Genomic DNA, 15169 nt, shown 5'->3' with positions numbered 1-15169 from the left:
CCCAGACAGCACGAAGTAGCTCGTGCGGGTGGGGGCATGTCCGTTGGCCGGAAGCCCGGCGGGCCGCAATCGGTCGCCGCCAACCCTAGCGTTTCAGCGTCGGCGGGGTGTCCCGAAGCGCTTCGCCTCAGGGCCCTTGCTGTACTCGCGTGCCAAGCTGACGTTGACCATCTGTTCCAGATACGCCTGGGTTTCGGGGTCGACGGAATAGAAGACCGCGCCACGCATACCTCGCGTCGCCAAGACCTTGTAGGTATTGCGTACGCACCGATCGAAAGCCGCGCCTCCGTCTGTCCGCCAGCCTTGTTTCACGGCTCGATCACAGGACTTCTGCGGCTGCGACACCCACGCGTCGCCGCGCCGCACGAGGTCGAGGCCCATGAGGACCCCCGCCCAGTCGTACTCCAGGCCCTGCGTTGTGTAGATGCATCCCACCTGCCCGAATCCGCCGTCCGCGACGGCCCAAGACGACCGGGACGGGATACCGTCCCGGGTCGTCTCCGACCTCGCGTTCCACGGGTGGCGCCATCCGTCGTCGAGAACAATGTCCAAGGGAAGGTGACCGTCGGCGTCGGCTTCGCGCCACGGCCATGCGTACCCTGCGGCGATGCGCGCGCAGTCTCCTTCGGTTTCCTTGTCCCTGAGGAACGCCTCCATTTGAAACATGTCTTGGGCCGTCCGCACATCCATCAGTCCATCCCCCGACCAGGTCGCCGCCATCGAGTTCGGCTCCAGTTCGAACAGCCTGTGCACCCAGTCCAGGTATCTCTTGCTGCCGCCGCACCGGAAGGCGCCGTCCAAATCCACAACCGGCGCGACGCGTGCCCCCAACGCCCGTGCAGCGTCCCTGATCAACTCGACCGAGCCGACGTCACCGGGCCGGATCGTCTGGTGCCGGTCGAGGAAGAAGACGGAGACCTTCGCCGTGTCGATGAGTTCCTCTATCTGCGGACGTGCGGCAGCGCGAGCCGCATTCGTCGCGTACATCCCGGCGCTGGTGCGCTGAATCCTGTGTGCCTCGTCGATGATCAGAACATCGATCGAATCGGGCTCGGCTGCCTGATAGGCGCCTGGAGAACGCATCAGATACTTGGTCCCACGCGGCGCCTCGCTCGCAACGACCTTGCGGTATGCGGAGCTCGGCACCACGAGTTCGGCGTCCAGGTTCCCCTGTCGCAGATCATGCAGCAGCCTCGTGGCGATCGCCGACTTCCCGGCGCCCGGTCCACCCGAGACGATGACCACCTGCTTCCGGCCCGTCGCGTGCCTGGCGTCGACGGCGGCGAACGTTCCGTGGTACGCCTCGCCTTGGTTCCCGATCAGTTGGAACTGCCGCAGCCCGTGCAGTTCTGCGCGAAGCGTCGGCCTGATCTCGACCCGTGCGCCCAGGCGTACGGCTTCCCAAAGATTTCCCGCACTGCGCTCATGCTCGCCTGCGACGCTCATCGCAGGCGCGAAGCGCGCCGCGAGGACGTCACGGAGCCGGTCGCGGGTGTCGTCGGTGAACAGTTGGCCGTGCATGCTGGGCTGGAGAAGCGCGAGACTGCGAACGTCCGCCATCTTGGCGTCGTGCAGGAACGCAATGCCGGCCAGGCGCTCGCCGTGTCCTGCCACAGCCTCGTGACGTGACAGCAACTGCACGCAGTAGTCCCGGACTTGGTGAACCGGATTCGGCTTGCTCTTCCCCTCCGGAACGAGTCCGGGGTAACAGCGGTGCGGCTGCGCAGGATCCGCTGTCACGTGCGTCCAGCGCTTGAGCTCGATGACGACGTAAGACGGTTCGCCGGTGTCCGGGTGCCTTCCCGACAGCAGAATGTCGGCTTCAACGCCCGCACCGGGCAGCTCATACTCGATGAACAACTCGACCGAACCACGGCCTATGGCGAGGAGGTCCGCGACCACGATCGGCAAACCATCACGCCAGGCGTTGACCTGACTCTCCGTCGGACGGGCGTTCCTCGGGTGCTGCGCCTGCGCCCTGTCCGCCAACGCCTCGAAGTAGCCGGGATCCGTCAGGCGCGCCGCCAAAGCATGCGCTGAGATGCGATCGAGATGCACGGGTCCCCCGCCGCACGAAATACACGCGTGCGGGTGGGGGCATGTCCCGCGCGTGCGAGCGCGCGTGAAAGCCCGGCGGGCCGCCTGATCAGCGCGATCCTAGCGGCGTCTGGGGTCGTGGTAGGGGCTCTTTCCGACACTGCGTTCGCTGGGATGCCAGTCCACTGTCGGCTGCCGGACAGCAACTCCCTTGACATTTGGCACAACGGAACTTCATGAGCCTGCGCGCGGAGTGTGCGCGTCGGGGCTGTTCGCGGTGCCGGTGTGTGGATGAGAGAGGCACCAAGAGCTGTGTGGCCACGCCGACTTGGGGGCGTGGCCACACGGTCTGATCACCGCTGGCGAACGAGCTCAGGCTCCGGGATCCCCTGCCTGTCCTTCTGCTTGGCGAAGAGCTCCAGGTGGCCGCAGGACGGACAGCGGTACGTCGCTATCCGCCAGCGCGGCTTCCCCAGTCGCCAGGCTATTCCGAAGATGGTCTTCTGCAACTTGCCAGGGACCCACCGCACGTGGCCGACAATCGACTGTTCCTCCATGAAACCGACCTCAAGGCCGGTGCCTGAGCAGTGTGTACACCGCAACTCATCCATGATCACAGAGTACTGATCATCCCTTGACCGGATACAGGGGGCTATGCGGCAACCACGCAGTGCGGTGGCGAGGCGTCGGTCGAACGTGCGGGTCGGTACGGCCCGGCTCTCGTCCGTGTGCTCCGGGGAGCGTTTCAGGCCATCGATTGCCGGCGTCCCCGCGTACGGCCTCTTCCAGTCGCGAATGCTCTGGACAGGATCGCAACTGGGCGCGGACACAGCGCTGTTCGGCACTGAGGCGAGGCAGTCGTCGGCGTCTGCGGTGGGGCGGCGCACGTAATACTTCGTGCATCTCGACGACCTGGCACGGGGCCGGGGTGAAAGCCGCAGTGCCGGTCCGGGCCTGGCAACGCGGTGAGCTCGGCTGAGAACACGCGCTCACGGCCGAGCTCACCGTACACACGGTTTTTCGTTGTTCAAGCACACTGTGTGGTCAGGCTTGTGGGCAGGCCGGGCCTTACGGCCACGTGCTGCGCGCCCAGTGCAGCAGGTTGGTCAACGCGTTGCCGCCGGCGGCGACGTTCTGTTTCGGTTCGCCGACGTTGTCCTCGCACCCAGAGTGGGTGCCGACGACGTCAGGCGACCCGTTGAACCACGCGAACACCGGCCCACCGCTCACACCGCCCGAGGTGTCAGCCCGGTATTCCAACTCGACGCCGGCACCGTCGTTGTCGTCGTCGATGATCGGGAAGTTCAGGTGCAGCCAGGGCCGTTCGGCTTCGTCCTTGTCTCCCGCGTAGCCCGGGAGGGTCCAGACGCTTTTGTCCTGCCAGGCACTGGTGTATGTGCGGAATCCGAAGAAGCCGAGGTTGGCGCCAAGTGGGGCGGCCAGACGCATGACGGCCATGTCGTCGCCTTGGGCGTGGTTGCTGTATCCCTGGGCGTTGGTCACCCACGACGCCGCCCACGAACCGAAGAGCGATGCGCCGTTGTAGTAGGCCGGCACGAACAACGCCTTCCAGTTCGACGAACCCCACGGCACCATGTGACTGGCCGTCAGGATCGTGCGGGTGCCGAGAAGACCGGCCGTACCCGACTTGGTCCAGTTCGGACTGGCCGCGTTCCACCAAACGAAGAGTCTGCCGACGAGCGAGAACGGCCAACTGTTGGGGTAGTACGGCGAACGGTTGTCGACATCGATCACGCATTCCGGACGTACCCGGGTTCCGTCGCGGCGCACCATGCGGTCCTGCCCAGTGGCGGGAGCGAGCGGCGGCGTGACGGCCTTGGCGGCCCAATCCGGCAGGTACGACGAACTGTCGCGACCGACTTTGTTATCTTTTGAGCGCTTATGTGCGAGTTCGGCCTCGATGGCCTCCGGGGTCACCGGGTCCACGGCTCCGACGGTGATTCCCAGTACGGTTTCGGGATCGTTGACCCCTACGTTTCCGTCGGAGTCCGCGGTGAAGGCACTGACGGGATCCTCGACCGCGGCAGCGGACTGCAGGCGGCTGAAGACGAGGTAGTTGCGAGGGTTGTTCAGCTCCGCGGGTACGTCGCCTTGCGGCGGGCGCGACTCCGCGATGATGTCGTCCAAAGGCTGGGGCCGATCGTTCGGCATGCTGCTCCTTAGTTCGAACCAGGCCCGCGAGCATCAGTCCAACACGGAGCCGGTCAAAGGCTCGTGGACGTTGAGTGAAACGCCGAGAACCGTGCGCGGATTGCCTGTCTGGCAGCTTGAGCGTGACATCCGGTCTGGTTGGTTGCACCTCGTCACAGCCCGATGGGTGAACTTCGCGGATCCGTCACGGCCTCCGCTCACCGCCACCCGTCGGTACGTGCAAAGCCCGCGTGCCGTGGGGGATTTGCAGATCTCGACAACGCGATGGCTCCATGTATGTGCACATCTCCGCGAATGTCTTCGGGCGTTGGCGGCGCGGGTGGCACACGCGGGTCGATGCGGACCGCGCGGAAGTTGAGGCAGACGGGCGAACGCAGCGCTGGTACGTGGGCGAGGGTCAGGGGGCGCTCGCAATGACCGCGCTCAGGCACTGTGGGCGGTGGGATGCGCGTACCTCGCGGGCGTCGACAGCGTCGTACGCCCAGGCTGTGGGGAGGTTCGCCGGTTTGCCAGGCCACCGAGGCGAAAAGCGGGCACACGGCCACGGCTGCGGTGCGGCGGTGGCCGTGCGATGGCGAAACTGCGGGAAGAGCGAGCAGGCGGCGAGTTGGTCAACGGCACAGGCAAAGACGGCGCAGGTAAGGACGGCTCGGCCTCGGTCTTGTGGTCCGGGGTTGGTCCGAGTCGGTCGGCGGCGGCCGGGGAGGAGATCATCGCCGTGGCAGGCCGCACCCTCAAAGCCACGGGCGTGAAGGGCACGACTGGGTGTCGAACCGCCCCCAAGGGCTGGTTGCGTGCAACAAAACGGCCTGTTCCCGTGGCGGGTATCCGCCGGGAACAGGCCGGTCGTCGCGCAGGCTACTCCGCCTCGTCGCCGCCGAAGCGTTCGCGGTAGGCGGCCTGGTCCTCGTCGGTGATCTTGGCGAAGAGGACCGGGGGGACGGTGAAGGGGGTGCCGGCGGGGAGGAAGGGCAGGGTGCGGGCTTCCTCGGGGGTGATCCAGGTGCGGGTGTCGTCGGCGAGGGTGAAGGCGGCGCGCATGGACTTGGCGCTGGAGGGGATGAACGGCTCGGAGATCACGGCGTACAGGTGGATCAGGTTCATCGCGGTGCGCAGCGTCAGGGCGGCGGCGTCCGGGTCGGTCTTGATCTGGAGCCAGGGCGCCTTGTCTTCAAGGTAGACGTTGCCGGCGCTCCACAGTGCGCGCAGGGCCTGCGCGGCCTTGCGGAACTGGAGGGTGTCCAAGTGCTGTTCGTACGTCGCGAGCAGCTCGGCGATCTGCTCGCCCAACCGCTGTTCGGCCTCGCCGGCCTCGGTCCCCGCGGGAACCTCGTCGCCGAAGCGCTTGCGGGAGAAGGAGAGCACGCGGTTGACGAAGTTGCCCAGGGTGTCGGCGAGGTCCTTGTTGACCGTCGCGGTGAACAACTCCCACGTGAAGCTGGTGTCGTCGGACTCGGGTGCCTGGGCCATCAGGAAGTAGCGCCAGTAGTCCGCGGGCAGCAACTCCAGTGCGGCGTCGGTGAACACGCCGCGGCGCTGGCTGGTGGAGAACTTGCCGCCGTAGTAGTTCAGCCAGTTGAAGGCCTTGAGGAAGTCGACCTTCTTCCACTTGTCACGGGTACCGAGGAGGGTCGCCGGGAACATCACCGCGTGGAACGGGACGTTGTCCTTGGCCATGAACTCCGTGTAGCGGACGGCCTCGTCGACGTCATACCACCACGACTTCCAGTCCCTGACCTCGCCCTCGGGTGCGGCGTCGGACCATTCCTTGGTGGCGCCGATGTATTCGATCGGCGCGTCGAACCAGACGTAGAACACCTTGCCCTCGGCGGCCAGTTCGGGCCACGTGTCGGCCGGCACCGGCACGCCCCAGTCCAGGTCGCGGGTGATCGCGCGGTCCTGGAGGCCTTCGGTGAGCCACTTGCGGGCGATCGACGAGGCGAGGACCGGCCAGTCCTTGCCGTGCTCCTCGACCCACGCGGCGACTTCGCGCTCCAGCTTGGACTGGAGGAGGAACAGGTGCTTGGTCTCGCGCACCTCAAGGTCGCTGCTGCCGCTGATCGCCGAACGCGGCTCGATCAGGTCGGTCGGGTCGAGCACGCGCGTGCAGTTCTCGCACTGGTCGCCGCGCGCCTTGTCGTACCCGCAGTGCGGGCACGTGCCGATGATGTAGCGGTCGGGCAGGAACCGGCCGTCGGCGACCGAGTACACCTGCCGGATCGCGCGCTCCTCGATGAAGCCGTTGGCTTTCAGCTCGCGCGCGATGGTCTGGGTGATCTCGAGGTTCTGCGACGAGGAGCTGCGGCCGAAGTAGTCGAACGCCAGCCCGAAGCCCTCGTAGATCGCCTTCTGCGCGTCGTGCTGCTGCGCGCAGAACTCCGCGACCGGCAGCCCGGCCTCCTGCGCGGCGAGCTCGGCGGGCGTACCGTGCTCGTCGGTCGCACAGATGTAGAGGACCTCCTGCCCGCGCTGGCGCAGGTACCGGGCATAGACGTCCGCCGGGAGCATGGACCCGACCAGGTTGCCCAGGTGCTTGATCCCGTTGATGTACGGAAGCGCGCTGGTGATCAACTGTCGAGTCATCCTGGAATGCTCCAACTTTCCGGCGAACACCGCTGACGGTGCCGTGGCGGGCGGGTGTCTGGAGCCACAGCTTGTGCACATGCGGGCAGGTACCGGACCGGCACGCTGCGTGATGTCCCGTCGCTGGGGGCCGATTGCATGGTACCGAAACCGGGACAGGCCCCTTCGCTCAATAGCGGGCGGTGCGTACGCCGGCGACCGTGTGCGGGCACGTTGTCGGTGCGAGGCGTTTGGATGCGCGGGACAACCGGCGTTTGTCTGAGGAGTGACCCGGCATGGGCACGTGGGGTGCGGGCAATTTCGACAGCGACACCGCTGCCGACCATCTCGCCATGGTCGTGGACCGGCTCGTCACCGAGGTGGCCGAGGCCATGGCGGGCGACCCGGTCCGGATCGAGCCGGACGAGTACTGGGGCGTCGCGGTGCCGTGCAATCTCGAACTGCTGCACCTCATCGCGCGACAGGGCTTCGTCGGCGCGGTGCTGCCCGACGTCGCGACGATCGAGACGTGGAAGGCCGCGTTCCTGGGCGTCTGGGATGCCACGATCGACGGGCTGGAACCCACGCCGCAGTACAAGGCGGAGCGCCGGGCGGTGCTGGTGCGTACGTTCGACCAACTCGCGGTGGCAGCGGCGTCCGACTGACAAAAGGAGTTCGCAGGTGACGGTCAACCGTGTCGTTCCCGTCTTCACCACCACGGATCCCGACGCCGCGCGCGATTTCTACGCGCTCATCGGACTCGTGGAGGTGATGGACCACGGGTGGGTCAGGTCGCTCGCATCCGAGTCGAACCCGTCGGCCCAGATCGCCCTGACCACCGGCGACGCCACCGCACCGGTGGCGCCCGACGTGAGCATCGAGGTGCAGGACGTCGACGCGGTCCACGCCGCCTGCGTCGCACGCGGCCACCGCATCGTGCATCCGCTGACGGACGAGCCTTGGGGCGTACGACGGTTCTTCGTCGAGGACCCGGACGGGCGGGTGGTGAATGTGCTGGGGCACCGGAGGACCGACGCGTAGTTTCGACGGAAAATCCCGTTTGCTGTTCCCCGCCGGACGCGTACCGATGAGTTCCGGCGGCGGAGTCGGTCTCTTCTGAAGACATGCAATCGACAGAGGGGTCGTCATGCGGTCGTCCGTTCGTCCTTCGCCGGAGCGCCTGGTGGGTGTCGGTGACGTCGAGTTGTGTGTGAGCGCCTTCGGGGACCGGGGGCGACCTGCGGTGTTGTTGCCGAACACCTCGGGGCTGTTCTGGGAGGACGCGTTCTGTGGCCGGCTGGCCGACGCCGGCCGGTTCGTCGTGCGCTACGACATCCGCGACACCGGACGGTCGACCGCTTATCCCGCCGGCTCCCCCGAATACTCACTCCGCGACCTGGTCGCCGACCTCGTCGGGCTGATGGATTCCTTCGAGCTTCCGCGGGCGCATTTGGTGGGGTTCTCCGTGGCCGGGTGGATCTGCCAACTCGCGGCTCTCGATCATCCGGATCGCGTGTCGGCGCTGACGCTGATCAATACCCGCCCGACGGCTCCCGGCCGGGCGGACCCGGACCTGCCCGAGCACTCGGACCGGGTGATGGCTTCTTTCAAGACCCCGGGCCCGGACTGGTCCGACCGTGAGTCCGTGATCGGCTACGGCGTCGAGCGCGCACGAGTGTTCGCGGGGTCCCGCGGATTCGACGAACAAGAGGCACGGCGGCAGGTGACTCGGATCGTCGACCGCACGACCGACATGCAGTCCAGCATGATCAACTTGGCGTTCGCCCGAGCGGGCAAACGCTGGCGGGAGCGCCTCGGCGACATCACCGCGCCGACCCTCGTCGTGCACGGCACCGACGACCCCTTCTTCCCGTACGGAAACGGCCAGGCCCTGGCCCGGGAGATCCCCGGCACCGAACTCCTCACGTTGGAGGGCGTCGGGCACGAACTTCCGGCAGCGACCTGGGACCTGCTGCTCGACGCCATGCCGGAGGGCGGTCGCTGACGGCGTTGGTGCGGGGTCTTGGTCTTACGTGGTCTTACGGGGCCTTACGGCGTAGGCCGGGGTCGGCGGCGGCGCGGCCAGTGGAAGCCGTGCTGTCGCAAATCGCCGAGAAAGCCTCGGGCGTACGGCTGCGGAGTCTGCCCCGACGGGTGGGCGAGGTCGCCTCGGCGGAACGCCATGTCGCCTTGGGCGCCGGAACCGGCGTAGACGTAGGCACGTTCGTGGGTCGCGATGCGGATCCAACGGCGGCGCGTGGTCGCGGGTGCACCGCAGCGCCGACTCCCGCAAAGCCATCCGATACCGCGTGATCACGCCAGGCCAAGGCGGCGAAGCTGCGCGAAGTTGGCAGCAGGTGCCGCGCTCACCAACCGATATTTGCGTCGGGCGCGGCACCTACCGGGACTTCATTACGCCGGAAGCAACAGCCAAGACCATCAAGAAATTTCAGCCTCAACTGGTGCCGGGACTGCTTCAGACGCCGCAGTACGCCCGCGCCGTCGTGGGGGCATCAAAGCTCTGGCAGAGCGGCGAGGAGATGGAACAGTTCGTTCAGGTCCGGATGGCGCGGCAATCCCGGCTCACCGACCCCGAGCCCCTACAACTGTGGGCCGTCATCTCCGAGGCCGTGTCGCTCCAACAAGTCGGCGGCCCGGAAGTCATGAAGGCTCAACTGCAGCACCTGCTCAGGATGTCCGAATCTTCGAACGTAACCATCCAGGTCTTGCCGTTCTCGCGCGGCGCCCATGCGAATATGTTCGGCCCATACGTGATCCTCGGCTTCCCCGAGGTTGGAGCATTGGACGTCGTGCTCGCCGACAACCCGTTCGGCTCAATGTGGTTCGAGCGGGAGGCCGAAGTCGCCGGCTATCAGGGCCTCTTCGACACCGCACGCACCTCTGCCCTTCCGCCCGTGGAGTCCCGGGACCTGATGCAGCGCAGGGCCGAGGAGCAATAGACGTGATAGACACCAGCCACCACACACCTGACGTCTCCGGCGCGGAGTGGCGCACGAGCACTTACAGCGGTGGCAACAACGAGTGCGTCGAAGTCGCCACCAACCTCCCCACCCTCACCCCTGTCCGCGACTCCAAGCGCCCGGCCGGGCCGGTCCTCAGCTTCACGCGTGACGCGTGGCAGGCCTTCGTCATGCACGTCTCATAAAGCACTACTCACGCCGACTACCCGGCTTCACGATGCGGAGTCGGCTCAAGTGCTCGACCGGGCTGAAGTCCGAAACCGAGGTTTCGTCGACGTCTAGCAAGACCAAATCGGCCAAGCCCGACAGCGGCGTCAAGTCGCTGACTTTCGTGCGATTTAGAAACAATTCGGTGAGCTTCGAGAGGCCCGCCAAGGGCGTCAGATCCGAGACGTTCGTACCGCCGAGAACCAGAGTGGTGAGCTCAGTCAGTCCCGCCAACGGTGCTACATCTGACACATTCGTGCCGCCGAGGTACAGATATTTCAGATTGGCCAGCGCCGCCAAAGGCTCCAGATTGGAGACAGCCGCGCCACCGAGCGACAGATGCGTGAGGTTCGTCAGTTCCGCCAACGGCGTCACATCTGCCACCGTTGTCCCGTCGAGGACCAAAAAGGTGAGATCGGTCAGCTCAGCCAGCGGCGTCACGTCTGACACATTCGCTTTTTTAAGCATCAGATCGGTGAGGTTGGTCAGCCGCGACAACGGCCGCAGATCCGACACCGGTGCTTGCGTAACAGTCAATGATGTGAGGTTGGTCAGCATCGACAATTGCTCCAAATCCAAAAAAACCGCATCTACTGTGTAGAGTCCGGTCAGATTCGGCAGCGCCAGCAAATCACGCACGGGGACCTCAGTGGTGCCCGACGGTAGCGCGAAATACGTAAGCCGCTCTCGCAATTCGGCGTACCGACGCAGCAAATCCAGTTTGGGCACCCAAACGGTGACATCATCAATGCGCATGTGCTGGACCACTTCATGCCAGTACCCGTCGACGTCAGCAACTCTGGTCCAGGCATGAACCACTTCGGCACGTACAGCACCGTCGAGCTGGTGGCGCAACGATCTCAGCAGTGGGATCGCGGAGTCGGTACCCAGTGTGGCTGCCGTCGCGGCAATCCATCTGGCATCCTCCGGGCTCGGTTCCTTGCGACGGACGAAGTCACCGAGCAGGTCGAGCACGAACTCCCCCGCAGCGGCAAGATTCACCGCGTCTGATTGATTACGCGGCGGGATCAGTTCACCGGTCGCCTTGCGGATCCGTCCCACATGCCTCGGATCGACAACATCGAGATCCGCGATACAGGCCGCCGCGAGCAGCCACGCACGTCGGTCACCGCCTTTGCCGTCCCGCAGCCCTTCAGCGCGACTGATCAAGCCTTCCAGAAGTTCATACTGCTGATCAGGACGGTCTTCCCCACGTCCGACAGCCATGATCAGAACATCGTGATAGCGCGGGTCGTCAATGCGACTCAGCAGATGCCCCTCGTGATGCCCCCGCAGCGCCGCCCCCGCCGCAAGATAGTCCTGGAAACTGGCGTGATTGAACTCCAGCAAATCCACCTGCGGTTCATGCAACAACCCACTCCGCCGCTCCAAGTGCCGCAACACCTCAGCCGCAGTCGGCAGGCCCTCCCCATCACCCCTCTCCGGGAACCGAAACCTCGGCAGGATCTCCGCAACACAATCCTCCGCCACATGACGCGGAATATCCCGACGACCATTCATCGTCGTCCACCACGCCAGCGCCCCGAGCAACGTCTCCTGCTGCGTCGGTGACAACCTCAAATGCCGCGCCGCCGGCACCTTGCTCGCCTGCTCGCGACTCCCCAGCATCATCGTCATCGCCGCGCCGTACAGCCCGATCCGGCCCTCCGGCAACGCCTGATCCGTCCGCTCATGTAGTGCGCAAATCAGCGCACACAGCAACGGGTTCGTCGCCAGCCTCGCCAAATCCCGTCGCGTATCGAGCAACCGGCCGAGATCCTCCCCGAACTCCCGCAGCCGTTCTCGCGTCTCCTCGTCCGCGTCCAGCCCCTGCGTCCGGTGCCACCGCTCGATGAACTCCCCCACCTGCGCCCGGTTCATCGGCTGCAACGTCGCCGACGCGAACCCGGCACCCTCCAACACCCGCCGCTGCGCGTCCGTCAGCACCCGTGGCCGACTCGTCAGCACGTACTTCGCACGCGGATAATCCCGACACAACTGGTCCAACCACTCCAGCACCGCATCGTGATGATGCTGCGGCAGCTCGTCCAGCCCATCCACCAACACCACCGCGTGCCCGGCCTCAAGCACCCGGTCCGCCCACCCCGCAGGCTGCGCGCTCCCGAGCATCGACCCGCTCTCCGCCACCAGTTGCCCCACGTCCGGCAGCAGGAGCTCCCCATCCCGCAACAACCGCCGTACCCGCACGAAGAACGGAACGCATCCCTTCCACACCTGCAGCAACTGCGCGGGCAGATCCCCGTCAATAATGTGCACGGCCAGCCGCCGCAGCAGGCTCGTCTTCCCCGCCCCGGCCGGTCCTTCCAACACCGCTTTCGGGTAACGCCCCAGCACCGACTCCAACGAGCCGTTGCCCGACACCCGCGCCCATATCGAACTCCCGTCCGGCATAAGCACGTCGCGCTCCCGCTCCGGCCCCACCGCCTCCACATCCAGCGTCACGTACGCCGTCGTCAACGTGTACGAACTCGCCTGGTCGATCTGCACCACGCCCAAGACTTCCGCCTTGTCGAGCGACGCCCGCAGCCCCTTCGCGTACCGCTCCTCGAACCGCCGATCGGTCTCCCGCACATCCGGCACCCGGTCGAGCAAGTCCCCGATCCCCCGCGCAACCTCCGTCAACGTCCGGACCGAATACCACTCCCGCCCCGTGAAGTGCTCCACCACCTGCGCGCAGCACACATCCACCAGCGCGTCGTACAACTCCTCCGCGTCCCCGCCCAACGGCACCCGCCCCGCCGGGGCATTCCGCTCACTCAGCAACCGCCGCAGCCGGCCCGCATCCCCGTACGCCGCCTGCACGTCGTCCATCGTCACGCGCTCACCGAGCACCACCGCCACCTCGGCGACAACGCGCTCCCCCACCGCCGGCTCAAGCCCCGCGTAGCGCGCCTCGGCATCACTCAGCCGCAGCGTCAGCGCCTCCGCCAAGCGCGCCAAATCCCGCGCGTCCACGACCTCCTCGCGCCGCGACCGCCCGCCCACCCGCGCGGGATCCTCCACCAGGTGCGCGCCCGCCCGAGGCGCCCGCACCCTCCCCATCACGGAGACGAGCACCGCCCCCACCCGCGCCGCCACCGCCGCGTCCATGTCTCCCCCAACTCCCCAACTTCCCGCCGGTCACCTTATGTTCGCGCCGGGGGCGGCGTTGAGATCTGGTAATCCCGCTTCCGGCGCGGGATTTCCGGATGTCAACATGGCCCCCACCCACACGAGTGACAGGCGGCACGACGCCGGGCGGCGCGAACGTACCGTTGGCTCATGGTCCGCATGTCGCCGCCCGCTCCCGACCGCGATCCCGCATGGCTCGCGCTGATCGCCTCGCGACAATGTGGGCTGGTCACCATCGCGCAGCATCGGCGGGCCGGCATCGCGGATGACGTGCGCTTACGTCGTGTGCGGCAAGGGAAATGGCGACGGCTCGCGCCCAAGGTGGTGATAGTCGACAGCGGTGCGCCCTCCCGACGCCAACTCGCGATGGCCGCGGTGCTGCACGCGGGGCCGGGGGCGCTCGTCACGGGCTTCACGGCGTTGGAACTCGCGAACGTTCCGCACGTTCGCTACCCGCGCGATGTCCACGTTCTCGTCGCGCACACCAGCAAGGTCGAACGCTTGCCCGGCATGCGGTACGAGCGCACCTCGCGTCTGCCGGAAGCGCAGCGCCTGCGCGTTCCCCCGACGGCGCCGTACGCGCGGGCGGTGGTGGACGCGTGCCGCGCTGCCGTCGACGAGGAGCACGCACGGTCGGCGGCGCTGGCCGCTGTGCAGCGGCGGCTGTGTGATGTGGAGTCGCTGCGAGCCGAGTGCGCGCAGGCCGCGCGGCGGAATCGGCGGCGGCTTGACGCGGTGCTCGACGAAGTGGGGGCGGGCGTAAGGTCGTTGCCTGAGGGTGAGTTGCGGCGGGCGGTACTCGCGTCGGAGTTGCGTGAGCCGTTGTGGAATCCGCGGGTGTATATGGCCGACGGCGCCTTTCTCTGCTCGCCGGATGGGTTGTGGGAGGAGGAGGGGGTGGCCGTCGAGGTGGACTCCGCCACGCATCACGCGTTCGGGGCCGACCGGCTGCGCACCGCGGAGCGGGCACAGCGCACGCAGGCTGCCGGGTTGATGGTGGTGTCCGTGCTGCCGCGACAGTTGCGGAGCGATCCTGCGCGGGTGATCCGGACTCTCCGCGCGATCCTTGCCGGGCCGCGCCGGGTATGCCTCGACGCGCCGTCGCTGATTGTGCAGCGCGCTCGCTGAAGCCTGTCTGCCCGTTCGGCGTGGCCGAGACCTGCGCATATCGAAACAATCGAGGCCGTTGCTGGAGTCCCCCGAAAGCGCGACTTCACGGGGGAGCCATGCGCAGCGACAGTCTTGGTGTGCCACCGCTGCCGGGAGATCCGGCGGTTGATGATGATGCGGCGTCCGAACCTCGGGGCGCAGATGGCACGGTTGGTGGCCGGCGATGGCGATTCTGCCGCGCTGGTCGGCGCGTTGCGGCGTAGCCGTCGGCCTGCCGGTTTGCAGTGTCAGGACCACGCCGAGCTGATGATTCAGCGTCATCGTGGCGAGCAGGGCCCTGGTGCGCTCGTCGTCCCACTTCTGGTCCCGCTGTTGGGGCTCCGGCGATCGGAAGTCGATGACCGGCGGCGCATTGCCACGGGGAAGCCACCTGGAGGCCGACGAAGGCGGCAAAGGTCCGTAAGGCTGCGTGGATGTACAACTCTCTTACGGTGTCAGCCAGTTCGAACCGTGAAGGCTGAGGCGTCCAGCGGGTTGCTCTTCGGCGCGAGGTCGGCTCCTCGCGGGAAGAATCGGACCGGCGCGGGACACTGCGCGGTGGGTGGGTACCGCCGCGCTGACGGCTGATCGTGGGAAGGCGCCGGAGCGGGTTGGGTTTTCCGGTCCCCGGCCGCGTGCAAGTTGTTGGGGATTTTCTGTCTCGGCAGGTCAGGCGGTGGGCCGGAGACTGATCACTCGTGGGCGGGGGCTCCTCGGGAGTTGGGGGCGAGTGATGCGTTGAGCTGGTAGAACGAGTGGCAATGCCGGTTGATGGGAGTGGTCGCTCGTTCGCGTCGGGGGGCGTGTGGGCGGGCTGTTCGCAGCGTGGTTGCGGTTTTTGCGGGCAGACAGTGGGCCATTCCCTGTGTGGACGGGTTTCTGGGAGGCAGGGCGTGTCGGACGGAAGGTCTCAGTCGCCGGGCGACGGC

11 protein-coding genes are annotated in these 15169 nt (G+C 66.8%); 6 read left to right on the top strand and 5 right to left on the bottom strand.

Annotated features, from left to right (window positions below; all coding sequences use genetic code 11):
• Positions 1 to 93: 93 nt before the first annotated feature.
• The 4 genes from ACRX5W_RS05375 to metG all read right to left on the bottom strand — a co-directional run bounded on the left by ACRX5W_RS05375 (position 94) and on the right by metG (position 6792).
• Entirely contained in the window at positions 94 to 2058 is a 1965-nt protein-coding gene (locus ACRX5W_RS05375) for a DUF2075 domain-containing protein (protein WP_436786719.1), read from the bottom strand.
• A gap of 332 nt (positions 2059 to 2390) precedes the next feature.
• A complete protein-coding gene (locus ACRX5W_RS05370) occupies positions 2391 to 2648 on the bottom strand; it encodes a hypothetical protein (protein ID WP_436786718.1) in 258 nt (85 codons plus the stop codon).
• 457 nt (positions 2649 to 3105) lie between these two features.
• Positions 3106 to 4209 (bottom strand): trypsin-like serine peptidase, encoded by a 1104-nt coding sequence (locus tag ACRX5W_RS05365; protein ID WP_436786717.1) that lies wholly within the window; start codon positions 4207 to 4209, stop codon positions 3106 to 3108.
• 858 nt (positions 4210 to 5067) lie between these two features.
• Positions 5068 to 6792: a methionine--tRNA ligase gene (metG, locus tag ACRX5W_RS05360; RefSeq protein WP_436786716.1), complete on the bottom strand. Its 1725-nt coding sequence runs from the start codon at positions 6790 to 6792 to the stop codon at positions 5068 to 5070.
• 275 nt (positions 6793 to 7067) lie between these two features.
• Between metG and ACRX5W_RS05355 the strand changes: the two genes are divergently transcribed.
• The 5 genes from ACRX5W_RS05355 (at position 7068) to ACRX5W_RS05335 (ending at position 9937) form a co-directional block, all read left to right on the top strand.
• A complete protein-coding gene (locus ACRX5W_RS05355) occupies positions 7068 to 7436 on the top strand; it encodes a DUF4259 domain-containing protein (RefSeq protein ID WP_436786715.1) in 369 nt (122 codons plus the stop codon).
• A 16-nt stretch (positions 7437 to 7452) separates the two neighbouring features.
• Positions 7453 to 7812 carry a VOC family protein gene (locus ACRX5W_RS05350; protein WP_436786714.1) on the top strand — a complete coding sequence of 120 codons (360 nt, stop codon included), beginning with the start codon at positions 7453 to 7455 and terminating at the stop codon, positions 7810 to 7812.
• A 142-nt stretch (positions 7813 to 7954) separates the two neighbouring features.
• A complete protein-coding gene (locus ACRX5W_RS05345; protein ID WP_436786713.1) occupies positions 7955 to 8776 on the top strand; it encodes an alpha/beta fold hydrolase in 822 nt (273 codons plus the stop codon).
• 304 nt (positions 8777 to 9080) lie between these two features.
• Entirely contained in the window at positions 9081 to 9731 is a 651-nt protein-coding gene (locus ACRX5W_RS05340; protein ID WP_436786712.1) for a DUF5753 domain-containing protein, read from the top strand.
• 5 nt (positions 9732 to 9736) lie between these two features.
• On the top strand, positions 9737 to 9937 hold the full coding sequence (locus ACRX5W_RS05335) for a DUF397 domain-containing protein (protein ID WP_436786792.1): 201 nt from the start codon (positions 9737 to 9739) through the stop codon (positions 9935 to 9937).
• Positions 9938 to 9941: 4 nt separating this feature from the next.
• Here ACRX5W_RS05335 and ACRX5W_RS05330 read toward each other — a convergent pair whose 3' ends face one another.
• On the bottom strand, positions 9942 to 13070 hold the full coding sequence (locus ACRX5W_RS05330) for an NACHT domain-containing protein (RefSeq protein ID WP_436786711.1): 3129 nt from the start codon (positions 13068 to 13070) through the stop codon (positions 9942 to 9944).
• Between the two features lie 180 nt (positions 13071 to 13250).
• Here ACRX5W_RS05330 and ACRX5W_RS05325 point away from each other — a divergent pair, with 180 nt between their 5' ends.
• A complete protein-coding gene (locus ACRX5W_RS05325) occupies positions 13251 to 14219 on the top strand; it encodes a hypothetical protein (RefSeq protein WP_436786710.1) in 969 nt (322 codons plus the stop codon).
• Positions 14220 to 15169: the final 950 nt, after the last annotated feature.

Source organism: Yinghuangia sp. YIM S10712 (genome assembly GCF_051388935.1).
In the GTDB taxonomy this organism is placed as follows: domain Bacteria; phylum Actinomycetota; class Actinomycetes; order Streptomycetales; family Streptomycetaceae; genus Yinghuangia.
This window is presented reverse-complemented; position numbering and strand designations above follow the sequence as displayed.